Origin of the sequence: Brevundimonas sp. (assembly GCF_004210735.1) — a bacterium.
Taxonomy (GTDB): Bacteria; Pseudomonadota; Alphaproteobacteria; order Caulobacterales; family Caulobacteraceae; genus Brevundimonas.
Window position 1 is genome coordinate 1 of record NZ_SDZL01000065.1, and the last position, 12,222, is coordinate 12,222.

The 12,222-nt window shown below is 69.6% G+C and carries 11 protein-coding genes and 1 pseudogene; 5 read left to right on the plus strand and 7 right to left on the minus strand.

What is annotated here, in order from left to right:
- The coding region (locus EON91_RS12375) for a sulfite exporter TauE/SafE family protein (RefSeq protein WP_292095218.1) at window positions 1-749 on the plus strand (749 nt) is incomplete at its 5' end.
- On the opposite strand, the gene EON91_RS12380 is transcribed toward EON91_RS12375, so the two are convergent.
- Entirely contained in the window at window positions 746-1,216 is a 471-nt protein-coding gene (locus tag EON91_RS12380; protein ID WP_292095221.1) for a TIGR02281 family clan AA aspartic protease, read from the minus strand. The two genes, EON91_RS12375 and EON91_RS12380, sit on opposite strands and share 4 nt — an antisense overlap.
- A gap of 109 nt (window positions 1,217-1,325) precedes the next feature.
- Window positions 1,326-1,541, minus strand: coding sequence for a DUF1289 domain-containing protein (locus tag EON91_RS12385; protein ID WP_292095223.1), 216 nt, complete (start codon window positions 1,539-1,541; stop codon window positions 1,326-1,328).
- Window positions 1,542-1,709: 168 nt separating this feature from the next.
- Between EON91_RS12385 and EON91_RS12390 the strand changes: the two genes are divergently transcribed.
- Together EON91_RS12390 and EON91_RS12395 are read left to right on the plus strand one after the other, a co-directional pair.
- Window positions 1,710-1,868 (plus strand): hypothetical protein, encoded by a 159-nt coding sequence (locus tag EON91_RS12390; RefSeq protein WP_292095225.1) that lies wholly within the window; start codon window positions 1,710-1,712, stop codon window positions 1,866-1,868.
- Between the two features lie 121 nt (window positions 1,869-1,989).
- Window positions 1,990-2,787, plus strand: a complete 798-nt coding sequence (locus EON91_RS12395; RefSeq protein WP_292095228.1) for a crotonase/enoyl-CoA hydratase family protein — start codon at window positions 1,990-1,992, stop codon at window positions 2,785-2,787.
- Here the strand turns inward: EON91_RS12395 and EON91_RS12400 are convergent.
- From EON91_RS12400 to EON91_RS12420, 5 genes are all read right to left on the minus strand, one after another.
- On the minus strand, window positions 2,774-3,928 hold the full coding sequence (locus EON91_RS12400; protein ID WP_292095233.1) for an MFS transporter: 1,155 nt from the start codon (window positions 3,926-3,928) through the stop codon (window positions 2,774-2,776). The two genes, EON91_RS12395 and EON91_RS12400, sit on opposite strands and share 14 nt — an antisense overlap.
- A gap of 101 nt (window positions 3,929-4,029) precedes the next feature.
- A complete protein-coding gene (locus EON91_RS12405; protein WP_292095236.1) occupies window positions 4,030-5,073 on the minus strand; it encodes a hypothetical protein in 1,044 nt (347 codons plus the stop codon).
- A 47-nt stretch (window positions 5,074-5,120) separates the two neighbouring features.
- Window positions 5,121-6,134 carry an HlyD family efflux transporter periplasmic adaptor subunit gene (locus EON91_RS12410; protein ID WP_292095237.1) on the minus strand — a complete coding sequence of 338 codons (1,014 nt, stop codon included), beginning with the start codon at window positions 6,132-6,134 and terminating at the stop codon, window positions 5,121-5,123.
- Between the two features lie 32 nt (window positions 6,135-6,166).
- A complete protein-coding gene (locus EON91_RS12415) occupies window positions 6,167-6,925 on the minus strand; it encodes an ABC transporter ATP-binding protein (RefSeq protein WP_292095240.1) in 759 nt (252 codons plus the stop codon).
- The gene (locus EON91_RS12420; protein WP_292095242.1) at window positions 6,922-8,094 is read right to left on the minus strand and encodes an ABC transporter permease; all 1,173 of its coding nucleotides are present in this window, start codon (window positions 8,092-8,094) and stop codon (window positions 6,922-6,924) included. Before EON91_RS12420 ends, EON91_RS12415 begins: the two co-directional genes overlap by 4 nt.
- A 166-nt stretch (window positions 8,095-8,260) precedes the next feature.
- On the opposite strand from EON91_RS12420, the gene EON91_RS12425 reads away from it, so the two are divergent.
- Window positions 8,261-11,629: a DNA methyltransferase gene (locus tag EON91_RS12425; protein ID WP_292095244.1), complete on the plus strand. Its 3,369-nt coding sequence runs from the start codon at window positions 8,261-8,263 to the stop codon at window positions 11,627-11,629.
- 72 nt (window positions 11,630-11,701) lie between these two features.
- Window positions 11,702-12,222, plus strand: a pseudogene (locus EON91_RS12430) (thiamine pyrophosphate-binding protein); the annotation flags it as partial.

The following is a 12,222-nucleotide window of genomic DNA, read 5'->3' on the forward strand; positions in this document are numbered from 1 at the left end:
TCGGCGGGCTGTTCGGTGTCGGCGGGGGCACGGTGCTGGTGCCGGCGCTGTTCTACGCCTTCGCCGTGCTGGGCGTGGGCGGCGACAGCAATCTGCACGTCGCGGTCGGGACCTCGCTGCTGACCATCGTCGCCACCTCGTGGCGGTCGCTGGCGACGCATCGGGCGCACGGCGCCGTGGACGAGGCGGTGCTGAAAAGCTGGACGCCGTGGGTCGCGTTCGGGGGACTGGCGGGGGCGGCGGTCGCGGGCCTGACCTCGATGGAGGGGCTGGCCGTCGTTTACGGCGTCTGTCTGCTGCTGGTCGCGGCGCAGATGGGCCTGCTGCCCGAGCATGTAACCCTGCGCAAGGATCTGCCGACCGGCTGGGGGCGGCGCGGCGTCGGCACGGGCATTGGTCTTCTGTCGGCGATGATGGGTGTGGGCGGTGGCAGTCTGGGCGGCATGACCATGACCCTGTGCGGGCGGCCGATCCATCAGGCGGTCGCCACGGCCAGCGGTTTCGGCCTGGCCATCGGCGCTGCGGCCGCGCTCGGCTTCGCCGTGTTCGGCTGGGACGCGCCGGGGCGACCGCCGCTGTCGCTGGGTTATGTCAATGTTCCGGCGGCGCTGGTGATGGGCGTGCTGACGGCCCTGACCGCGCCGATCGGCGCGCGGCTGGCGCACCGGCTGGACCGTCGCATCCTGAGAAAGGCCTTTGCGGTCTATCTGCTGCTGACCGCGGGCTCGGTGGTCCTGAAAGCGCTCTAGAGATTCAGCGTCAGGCCGTCGGGCCCGGCCTGAAATCCGTTCAGCCGTCCCAGATAGCTCATGCCCAGCAACGAATGGGGCAGGCCGTCCTCGACCACCAGGGCGGTGACGCGTTCGACGCGCGCGCCGCCGACGGCGATCTGGGCCAGTTGCACCGGCGCGGCGCGGGCGGCGCCGGCGGCGGTCTGGACCATGACGGTGAACTGGCTGGCGTCGGGCGTGACGCCCAGGGCGGCCGCGTCCTGACGGGTCAGGGCCACCACGCTGGCGCCGGTGTCGACCAGCATCCGCACCGGCTGGCCGTCGACCATGGCCTGGGTCCAGTAGTGGCCGTCCGCCGAGCGGGCGATGGCCGCCTGCGCCTGACCGCCGCGCCCGTCGAACCGGTCCAGCCAATAGGCGGTCGTCAACGACGAGGCCACGGCCAGGGCGATGATGGCGACGGAACGGAGATCGATACGGATCATCGGGGCCAGCGGTCGGCGACCGCTTGCTGCGGCCGTATCCCACTGTGGCGCCCGTCCGTTGGGATGCGGTGAAACGACGTGGCTGACGGGGGGTTAACGCCCCCGGCGGTCAGCCGCCCAGCTTGGCCGGGTCGATGCGGCCGCGACGCGACGCCAGTTCGGCCATGATCTCGGCGCGCCGGTCCTCAGTCAGTTTCGACCAGCCGGCGATCTCGGGCAGGGTCCGGAAACAGCCCAGGCACAGGCCACTGGGACCGTCGACCACGCACACCTGGACGCATGGCGTGGCGATGGCGCGGGGCGGAGGCGAGGGGCTCTGGCTCATCTGGTTTTTGACAGCACGGCTACAACTGGTCCGGAGTCGGACTATTAAATTTGCAATTTACGACCGGCTTCACCATAATGAACCCTGACGCGAAACGACTATGAGGGTGAGACCCCCGAAAAGCACGACGCGTCTCTTTTCATCGTTCAGCGAAAGGAGACGCCAAAAATGAACGACAGAGAGAGAAATCTCCAACACGCCATGATGTCCTTCGCCCTGTGGGGCGGGATGCTGGTGAATACGAAGCAGATGAATCCGGCCGACCAACGCGTGGTCAGCCATCCGTCGAACTTCGTTCCCATCACGATCAAGAAGCCGCGCGCGTAGCTGCGCCGCCCCGATCGTCCCCCAGAAGCCCCGGTCAGAATGGCCGGGGTTTTTCAATTCCGCCCTTGCCTTACGTCCCGTCGCCCGGCGAAAGCCTGTGCAGCATTTGCCGGAGGACGCCATGGCCCTGATCACCACCCGACGCGAAGGCGCGATCGCCGTCTGGACCTTCAACCGGCCCGACCGGCTGAACGCCCTGCCGGACCTGACCGACGGCGACGAGGTCGCGGCCCTGTGCGAGGCGGTCAACGCCGACCCGTCGGTGCGCTGCGTCGTCCTGACCGGCGAAGGGCGGGCCTTCTCGGCCGGTGGCGACCTGAAGGCCATGAAGGAGCGACGCGACCTGTTCGAAGGCTCCGGCGCCGCCATCCGCGAGCGCTATCGCCGCGTGGTCCACCGCATCGTCCGCGCCCTCTATGCGCTGGAGGTCCCGCTGGTCGCCGCCGTCAACGGCCCGGCCATGGGGCTGGGTTGCGACATCGCCGGACTGGCCGACATCCGCATCGCCTCGACCGACGCCAGCTTCGGCGTGCCCTTCCTGAAGCTGGGCATCATCCCCGGCGACGGCGGCGCCTGGCTGCTGCCGCGCAACGTCGGCTATGCCCGCGCGGCCGAGATGCTGTTCACCGGACGCCGTATCGACGCGGCCACGGCCCGGGACTGGGGTCTGGTCAATCACGTGGTCAGCCCCGAGGCCCTGATGCCGGAGGCCATGGCCGTCGCCACCGAGGTCGCCGCCCAGCCGCCCCACGCCCTGCGCATGGCCAAGGCCCTTCTGCGCCAGGGCCGTGACGGCAATTTCGACCAGATCCTGGAGATGTCCGCGGCCATGCAGGCGCTCGCTCATCTGACCGACGACCACATTGAGGGCGTCACCGCCGTGCTGGAAAAACGCCCCGGCGACTTCAAGGGGCGCTGACGGCGGGGCGCAGGCCCAACGTAAGACTGAACATGCCGAGGCAGATCACGCTGGACAGGGTCAGGGCGGCCAGCGGCGACACCTCCAGCGCCATCGCATAGACGGCCGGCGCGCCGGCCTGGAGATAGCGCGCGGGAGTCAGCAGCAGGGACTGCCGAACCGCATAACGATCCGGCCCGAACACATGCAGCGGCAACACGCCGGAGGCGACGGACAGCAGGCCGTTGCCCGCCCCCTGTCCCACCGCCAGCAAGGGCGCCAGGCGCGCCCCTCCGACGACCGCAAGCGCCGCGCCTATCGGGTGAAACAGGCTGGCGATCCGCACCGTCAGGACGGGGTGCGAGCGGTGCAGCACGATCAGGTCGAACAGCCGCGCCGCCACCGCGCTGGCCGCCATCAGCCCGGCGGCCCACGCGGCCGCCTCGACCGTCATGCCCAGTTCGCCCAGCACGCGCGGCAGATGGGCCCCCATGGCGGTCGCCACCATCCAGCCACCGGCGAAGACGCCCGCGATCTGGACCATCCGTCGATCCCACTGCACCCGTTCCAGCGGTGGTGCGGCGGCCAGGGCCGAAACGTCGCGCCGGGGCAGGAACAGGATCGTCAGCGGCAGACACAGCAGCAGATGGGCGAGTGCCCACGCCACGCAGGCCAAGCGCCAGTCGGCGGCCTCGACCAGCAGCCGGCTGATCGGCCAGCCCAGCCCGCCGCCTAGCGCGCCCAGCAGCGAAACGGCCGTGATCGGGCGTCGCGCCGCCGCGCCATGAAGTTCGACCAGCACCGCAAAGGCCGTGCCGTACAGGCCGATCGCCATCCCAAGGCCCAGGGCCGCCACGCCGACCAACAGAACCCACGGCGATGGCGCGACCGCCATCAGCAGCAGCGCGGCGGCGAAGACCCCATGGGCCCAGCACAGCACCCGCCGCCCGCCGCGCCGCTCGATCCAGCGCCCGGCCGCAGGCGTCAGCACGGCGGATATCAGGAAAGCGACCGACAGGGCCGCGAACAACCGGCCGGGCGGCAGGCCGGTGCTCCGCGCCATCGGATCGGCCAGCACGCCTAGCAGATAGTAGCTCGAGGCGAAGGCCACGATCTGGCCCAGGCCCAGGACGGGAACGACAAGGTGGCGGTCGAAGGTCATGGCGCTGATTGGCGAACCGGCCCGCTGGGGGAAAGCGACTTATTGGCCCGGCCTTGTGCTTAAAACTCACAATCCGAGTTCGGCCGCCTTGTGCGGGCCGCCTAGTATGGCGCGCGGATGCGGTTCGCCGGCTCCGGCCGGTCGGCGGTGTCGGCGCGCAGTTCGGCCAGTGCGGCGGCGCGCAGGGCGTCGGGGGCGACGGTTTTCAGGTCGGCGTCGGCGGGCAGGTCCAGGCGGCGTCTCAGGGCCGCCAGCACACGGCGGTTGGCGTGGCTGTGGGCGTCGGCCTGATCGTCGCCCTGATTGCTCTCGAACCGGTTCAGGATGCGTTCGCGCGTGGTGTCGGCCAGCGCCAGCTCCGCCAGCTTGGCCCGGTATTCCAGTTCCCATCCGGGCAAGCCCGGCCAGGCGGCGTAGTCGGCGAAATGCTGGGTCTCGTGGGCCAGGAAGTTGACGCTGAAATTCTCGTCTTCCAGCGACGGATAGGCCGGGACGATGGCGTAGAGCCCCTCGGGCTTGGCCCAGCCGCCGGTGCCCGTGCGGTCGCAGGTGATCCAGTTGGACCAGCCCCGGCTTTCGAACCCGTCCAGCAGGATCAGCGTCGTCGGATAGGATCCCTCAGGCAGGGCGACGCTGACCTCGCGCGCCTCCTGCTGGCGCCACAGCATCAGCTCCAGCAAGCGTCCGGTGCGTCCGCCCAGCGGGCGCCAGCCCTCGGCGCGGATGCGCTCCAGCGTCGGCTCCTCGGCCTCCAGCATGTCGTCCAGTTCGGGACGGTCCAGCAGGGCGCCCAGCCGCCTGGCCAGAGCGATCTCGGCCTGATCCCGCGCCTCCGGCCGGTCGATCGCCTCGCGCCAGTACAGGCGATAGGCGTGCAGGGCCTGCAGGGCGAACGGCGCGTCGGCGGGCGGGGCAGGCAGGGCGCGTGTCAGGTCCAGCCGCTCGGCCGCGCAGGTGCGGAACGCCTCGAACTTCGGTTCAAGCTCGCCGCTTGGCAGGGCGACCAGCAGGCTTCGCGCGCGGGGGCCGTCCGCCTGCAACAGGGCGCCGGCGATTTCCGACAACCGCTGCTCCGGCGTCTGGGTTTGCGCCGCCGCGTCGAATGCGGCCAGGGTCGCCAGGATCAGCACCGTCACCGCACGCATGAGGTGTCCCCTCCACTGTCGCCGATCGTCGAGCCGCTGCTCCGAGCTTACCGCTTGGCCGGCGCCTGCATGGCGCGATCGGCGGGCACGCCCTGGGCGTCGCCGCGGCGAGCGCCGGCGGTCTCGCCCGGCTTCATGAACTTGACCAGCACGCGCTGACCGATCAGCAGCGGGGCGTTGTCGGCGGTCACGACCACCTCGACCACGCGCTCGTCGCTGCGCTGGCTGGGGTCGTCCGAGGCCAGCTTGCGGGCGCCGAAGACGGCGGCGCGGCGCAGCACCTTGCCGACATAGACCTTGGACGGATCGCCTTCGGCCGTGACCTCGACCGCCTGGCCGTCGGTGATGTTGGGGATGTCGGCCTCGACGATCTCGGCGCGCACGATCCGGGGGGCCTCGGGTTCCAGATCGAACATGTTCGACACGTTCAGGGTCGAGGCGCCGGCGCCCGGGTTGGCGTAGCGGCGCACGATACGGCCGTTGGTCGGCGCGCGGATGACCGTCAGCTCCAGATTATAGATCGACTCGTTCAGGCGAGCGCGGGCGGTCTGGACCGACGCCTGCTGCGAGGCCAGCTGCGCCTGGGCGGTGGCGATGGCGTCACGCGCCTGATCCATGCGGCTGGCGGCGACGAAATTGCTGTCCACCAGACGGGCCAGACGATCATGCTCGCGCTGGGCGGTGCGGATGTCGACGCGGATCTGGCCCAGCTGGCTTTCGGCCTGGGCGACCTCGGCCTGGGCGCGCTGAACGGTCAGGCGCGCCTCATCGTCTTCCTGACGGGCCAGAATCTGGCCGGCGACGACGGTCTCGCCTTCCTGGACCAGTACTTCCTTGACCACCCCGCCACGGCGCGCCGCGACCTGGATGATGCCGCCTTCGACATCGACCTTGCCGTTGGCCACAGCGGCGTAGGGGCTCTCGACCTTGGTCGCCGCGGCCTTGTCCAGTTCGGCCTTCTTGGCGGCGCCGGCCTTCTGCATGAAGGTGAAGCCGAGCACGAGCACGACGATCAGGATCAGGCCGATCCAGAGCCATTTGTTTTTCAGGAAGGCGGGCATTGCGGTCAGGTCCTTGAGACGGATCGTCTGTGTCAGTGGTGCGAGGCCAGGACGGCCTCCGGATTGGGGGTGCGGCGTTCGTCGGCGGTGATGACGCCGTCCTCGATATGGATGACCCGGTCGGCCCAGGCCTCAAGGCGCGGGTCGTGGGTCACGCAGATGACGGCCGCGCCGTGTTCGGTGGCGGCGCGGCGCAGCAGGCGGATCACCACTTGGCCGTTCTCGCCGTCCAGCGCCGAGGTCGGCTCGTCCGCGAACAGGATTTGCGGGTTCTTGGCCAGGGCGCGGGCGATGGCCACGCGCTGCTTCTCGCCGCCCGACAGGGCCGCCGGCCGCTGATGCAGGCGATGGGCCAGACCCACCTCCTCCAGCGCGATGGTCGCCTGGCGCCGAGCCTGTTCCTTGGTCAGGCCCTGATATTTCAGCACCGTCATCACCTGCTGCAGCGCCGTCAGCGACGGGAACAGGTTGAACCCCTGGAAGATGAAGCCGCAGTGGTCCAGACGAAACCGGTCGATCCGGCCGGACGACAGTTTCCACAGGTCGTCGACATCCAGACTATCGACCCGGCCTTCTTCGGGCTTCAGCAGGCCGGACAGGGCCGCGATCAGCGTCGACTTGCCCGAGCCGGACGGCCCCATGACCATGGTCAGGTCGCCGTGGCGCGCGTCGAAATCGACGCCCTTCAGCACCTCGACGAAATTCTTGCCGGACTTGAACCGCTTGACCAGGCCCCTGGCCTCGACCGCGAAGTCGCCGTGCTTGCCGTGCGCAGTGGTGTGAGTGATCATCGCAGCAGGTCCGCCGGCTGGCTGTTCTTGAGGATGCCGAGCGACAACAGGCCCGACAGCATTGCGATGGCGATCAGTCCGCCCCCGACCACCACCAGCAGCGGGATCGGCAAGGCGATGATCACCGCATTGGCCGCCGCCAGCAGCGACACCAGCCACGTCAGGACGATGGCCGCCACCACCCCGGCGATGCCGACCCAGAAGCTCAGCTCGACGACGATCCGGCGCAGCGAGCCCATCGACACGCCCAGCGCCCGCAGCGAGGCGAACTCCTTGATGTTGGCCATGATGGCGCCGCGCAGCGTCTGCCAGGTGATGGCCACGCCGATGATGATGCCCAGCACCACGCAGCCGCCGATGATGATGACCAGGATGCCTTCCTCGAACATGGCGCCGGCATTGGCGTCGGCCAACTGCTGCCGGGTCCAGGCCTTCCACTGGCCGCCGCCCTGGGCGTTCAGCTGGGCGGTGACGATCTCGGCTCGCGCCGGGTCGCGCAGCTTGATCATCAGCGGCCCCACGCGCGGGCCGGTGTCGGCCTGGCCCAGCATCCGCAGGGTGTCGCGCGACATGACGATGGTCGACTGCATCATGTTGGGATAGCCGCGGGTGACGGCCGCGACCGTCACCGTCTGGCCGTTATAGATGGCTTTGTCGCCCAGCTTGACGCCCAGCGGCTTCAGCGCCGTCTCGTCGATGGCGACGGCATAGGGTTGGCGCAGGGCCTCCACCAGATCGGGTGAATAGTCTGTGGGAATGGTGACCGATCCGGGGGTCGTGTCGATGATCCGGGTCATCACGAACTGCTGGCGCGGTGCGCCCTGTTTGGCGCGGTCCGCCTGCGACAGGGTCGGGTCGACATTCTTGATCGACTGGAAGCTGCCCCCGGCGCCGTCCAGCGGCTGCACCTCGACCACTTCGGGGTGATTATAGACCTGGGGGATGAAGCGGCGCGGCACGCCCGACGGTCCGCCCATGATGCTCTTGGCGCCGGGTTGCAGCACCATGATATCGGCACGCGACCGTTCGATCTGGGCGGTGAAGCCCTTGCCGATGCCGATGAAGACGCCGGTCATGGCCAGCACCAGCAGGCCCGACAGGGCCAACGCCATCACGGCGGCCATATAGCGGCGCCACTCGAACAGCAGCGTGGAAAGCGCAAGCGACATCTAGCAGTTCAACCCCTGACCTGACTGCCTTGTCGCCCGCCGCCCCGGTCCAGGCCAAGTTAAATCGGGGTAAGGACGGTTGCGGCGGCGACAGTGTTCCCGCCCGCCGGGTTGCGCTTTCCAACATCACCCGCTTAGGTTGTTGTCTCGGAGCGGGGGCTCAACCATGGATATCGACCATTTTGTTCGGCGCTGGTCCGACAGGGAAGGTGGGGCCGAGCGCGCCAACGCCTCCATGTACTTGCTGGAGCTGACGCTGGCGCTGGATCTGCCGCCGCCCGATCCGGCCTCGGCCACCACGGCGCACAACGACTATGTGTTCGAGCGCGCCGTACGGTCACGGCTGGACGATGGCGCAGGCGCGCCGCGCCGGATCGACCTGTACAAGCGCGGCTACTTCCTGCTGGAGGCCAAGCAGTCCCGCTGGCCGGGCCGGGCCAAGGCGGTCGAGGCTGCGGGCGACCAGGCCGAGATGTTCGACGGCCATTCTGGCGGGCCACGCGACGCCGGCACGCCGCGCTGGGACGCCCTGATGCGCAACGCGCGAAAGCAGGCGTTCGACTATGTCCGCGATCTGCCGCCCGATCATCCGGCGCCGCCGTTCCTGATCGTCTGCGATGTCGGCCGGGTGTTTGAGCTGTGGGCTGATTTCACCGGCACCGGACGCGGCTATGCGCCGTTTCCGGACCGCAAATCCTATCGTCTGAGCCACGCCGACCTGGCCGCGCCTGAAACCCGGGCGCTGTTGCGCGCCATCTGGACGGACCCGTCGTCGCTGGACCCCACTCGCAGGGCGGCGCGCATCACGCGTGAGATCGTCGACGAACTGGCCGTCATCTCGCGGCGGCTGGAAGGGCAGGGCTATCCGCCCGAGGACGTGGCCCATTTTCTGATGCGCTGCATCTTCACCATCTTCGCCGCCGATGTCGGCCTGTTGCCCAAGGCACGCCTGCTGGCGCTGTTGCAGGACTGCGCCGCCTCGCCCGCGAGCTTTGTCCCCCTGTTCAACGACCTGTGGAGCCGGTTGAACGATCCCGACCACGGACGCCGGTTCTTCTCGGGCTTCGGGGCGCACGTGCCGCACATCAACGGCGGTCTGTTCAGTGACGCCCGCGTCCTGCCGCTGGGCGAGCCGGAACTGGCGCGACTGCTGATGGCCGCGCGCCGCGACTGGCGTCAGGTCGAGCCGGCCATCTTCGGCGCCCTTTTGGAGCATGCGCTGGACCCCGGCGAGCGGCGCAAGCTGGGCGCCCACTATACGCCCCGCGCCTATGTCGAACGGCTGGTCGAGCTGACGGTGATGGAGCCGCTGCGCGACGACTGGCGTCTGGCCCAGACCCGCGCGGAGCAGGCGCGGGACGATGGCGACAGCGCCGCCGCCGTCAGGGTCGTGCGCGAGTTTCACCGCGCCCTGTGCGCCACCCGCGTGCTGGACCCGGCCTGCGGCACGGGCAATTTCCTCTACATCTCGCTGGACCTGATGAAGCGGCTGGAAGGCGAGGTGCTGGAGACGCTGGCCGACCTGGGCCATCCCGAAAGCCTGGGTCTGGACACCATCGACCCGCAACAGTTCCTGGGGCTGGAGTTGAACCCGCGCGCGGCCGCCATCGCCGAACTGGTCCTGTGGATCGGATGGCTGCAGCAGCACTACAAGACCCACAACGGCCACCCGGCCGAACCCATCCTGAAGGCGCACGGCAACATCCGGCGCCGTGACGCGGTGCTGGCCCGGGACGCGGCCGGAACGCCCACGCGCCCCGATTGGCCGCAGGCCGAGTTCATCGTCGGCAACCCGCCCTTCATCGGCGGCAAGGACCTGCGCTCGCGCCTCGACCCCGGCTATGCCGAGGCCCTGTGGTCCGCCCATCCGTGGATGAACGAGAGCGCCGATCTGGTGATGTACTGGTGGGACCGGGCGGCCGACATCCTGGCGCGGCCGGGCTCATGCCTGCGCCGGTTCGGCTTCGTCACCACCAACTCGATCAGCCAGGTGTTCCAGCGCCGGACGGTCGAGCGCTGGCTGGGCGCCCGCCCGCCGATCAGCCTGGCCTATGCGATCAAGGATCACCCCTGGACCCGCGCCAGCCGTGACGCCGCCGCCGTCCGCATCGCCATGACGGTGGCCGTCGCCGGTCGCCAGGACGGCGTGCTGTTCCAGCTGGCTCACGAATCCGGGCTGGACAGCGACGAGCCGCGCATCGAACTGTCCGCCCGTAGCGGCCGCATCAACGCCGATCTGAGCGTGGGTGTGGATGTCACGCGCGCCGGGCCGTTGACGGCCAACGCCGCCCTGTCGTCGCCGGGGGTCAAGCTGCACGGCGCCGGCTTCATCATCACCCGCGCCCAGGCGGCGGTGCTGGGGCTGGGCCAGCGTCCGGGCCTGGAGCGCCACATCCGCCCCTATCGCAACGGCCGCGACCTGACCGGCCACAGCCGCGACGCCCTGGTGATCGACCTGCACGGACTGGAGATCGACACGGTCCGCCGCGACTTCCCCGAGGTCTATCAGCACCTCGTCTCCGAGGTGAAGGAGAAGCGGGACAATGCGGGCAAGCTGATTGGCCGCGACGCCAATCCGCGCCCGACCTATAGGCAGAACTGGTGGGTGTTCGGCGAACCGCGCGTGGACCTGCGCGCCGCGCTGGACGGCCTGCCCCGCTACATCGCCACCGTCGAGACGGCCAAGCACCGGGTGTTCCAGTTCCTGGACGCGACGATCCTGCCGGACAACATGCTGGTGTGCGTCGCGTCCGATGACGCTGCGACCCTAGCGGTTGTGTCGAGCCGGGCGCATCTGGCGTGGACCGCCGGCGTCGGCGGCGTGCTGGAGGATCGCCCCCGCTATACCAAGTCCCGCTGCTTCGACCCCTTCCCCTTCCCCGATCTGACCGACGCGGCCCGCGCCCGTCTGGCGACGGCGGCCGAGGAGATGGACGCCCTGCGCAAGCGGGTGCTGGCCGACCATCCGGACCTGACCCTGACCGGCCTCTACAATGTGCTGGAGGCGGTTCGCGCCGGCGCCCCCCTGTCCGATCGGGACGCCTCGGTCCGCGACCGGGGGCTGGTGCTGATCCTGCGCGACCTGCACGACGACATCGACCGCGCCGTGGCCGAGGCCTACGGCTGGCCCGCAGAGCTTGAGGCGTCCCAGATCGTCGCCCGCCTGGCCGCCCTGAACGCCGAGCGCGCGCGGGACGAGGGGGCGGGGCGGGTTCGCTGGCTGCGGCCCGACTTCCAGCGGCCGCGTCTGGCCGTCGCCGGACGGGCCGGCGATCTGGTCTTGCCCGAGGTCGCGGCCCCGCAGCGCGCGGCGCGTCCGACCTTCCCCCGCGATCGCTACGAGCAGCCGCTGGCCCTGGTGGCGGCGCTGCGGGACGCGTCCGGCCCGGTCGACGCCCCGACCCTGTCGCGCGCCTTCAGCCGGGGCGGCGCCCGGATCGAGCCGCGCATCGCCCAGGTGCTGACGACCCTGCATCGCTATGGCCATGTCGAGCGACTGACCGACGGCCGCTATGTCGCCCGGCGCGCCGCATGAGGCCCGTCCCATGAACCTCTGATCCGCCCGCGCGCTATGGCGTCGTCGGCCCCGGGCCACTAGGTTGTGTTCATGAACCGTTCCTCCTCGCCGAAGGGGTCAGAGCCCCGCACGAAGAAGCCCGTCCACGTCCCCGGCGAGAGCGCGGGCGTGCAGGAGGCCGCCGCCCCCTTCGTTTCGGCCCCCGCGGGCAAGTCGGATAAGATGCCCATGTTCGCCCCCGTCACCAAAGCTTCCCAGACTCTCTCTGTCGCCTCTCAGGTCGCAGAGACGCTGCACAAAGCTTTTGCCTTAGCGCAGCGGGAACGGCCCGGAGCGGTGTTTTTGGCGATCCCCGAAGATGTCGAAAAACTGTTTGTCGCCGAAGATGCCGTCCCCCTGCTTCCTCCCCCCAAGGTCCGCTTTTTCGCAGGTGACAAGGCGCTTTCGGAGGCCGCAGCTCACATCGAGAATGCCCAAAACCCCGTGATGCTTGTTGGCCATGGGGCCGCGCGCACAGGTGCCGCGGCCGAGGTGATGGCATTTGCTGACGCCGTCGGGCTGCCCGTCACGACGACGTTCATGGCCAAAGGCATCATTGATGACCGGCATCC

Excerpts from the sequence above, each read along its gene's own strand:
- EON91_RS12380 (WP_292095221.1), bottom strand. The coding sequence starts at position 1,216 with ATGATCCGTATCGATCTCCGTTCCGTCGCCATCATCGCCCTGGCCGTG.
- EON91_RS12385 (WP_292095223.1), bottom strand. The coding sequence starts at position 1,541 with ATGAGCCAGAGCCCCTCGCCTCCGCCCCGCGCCATCGCCACGCCATGC.
- EON91_RS12390 (WP_292095225.1), top strand. The coding sequence starts at position 1,710 with ATGAACGACAGAGAGAGAAATCTCCAACACGCCATGATGTCCTTCGCC.
- EON91_RS12395 (WP_292095228.1), top strand. The coding sequence starts at position 1,990 with ATGGCCCTGATCACCACCCGACGCGAAGGCGCGATCGCCGTCTGGACC.
- EON91_RS12400 (WP_292095233.1), bottom strand. The coding sequence starts at position 3,928 with ATGACCTTCGACCGCCACCTTGTCGTTCCCGTCCTGGGCCTGGGCCAG.
- EON91_RS12405 (WP_292095236.1), bottom strand. The coding sequence starts at position 5,073 with ATGCGTGCGGTGACGGTGCTGATCCTGGCGACCCTGGCCGCATTCGAC.
- EON91_RS12410 (WP_292095237.1), bottom strand. The coding sequence starts at position 6,134 with ATGCCCGCCTTCCTGAAAAACAAATGGCTCTGGATCGGCCTGATCCTG.
- EON91_RS12415 (WP_292095240.1), bottom strand. The coding sequence starts at position 6,925 with ATGATCACTCACACCACTGCGCACGGCAAGCACGGCGACTTCGCGGTC.
- EON91_RS12420 (WP_292095242.1), bottom strand. The coding sequence starts at position 8,094 with ATGTCGCTTGCGCTTTCCACGCTGCTGTTCGAGTGGCGCCGCTATATG.
- EON91_RS12425 (WP_292095244.1), top strand. The coding sequence starts at position 8,261 with ATGGATATCGACCATTTTGTTCGGCGCTGGTCCGACAGGGAAGGTGGG.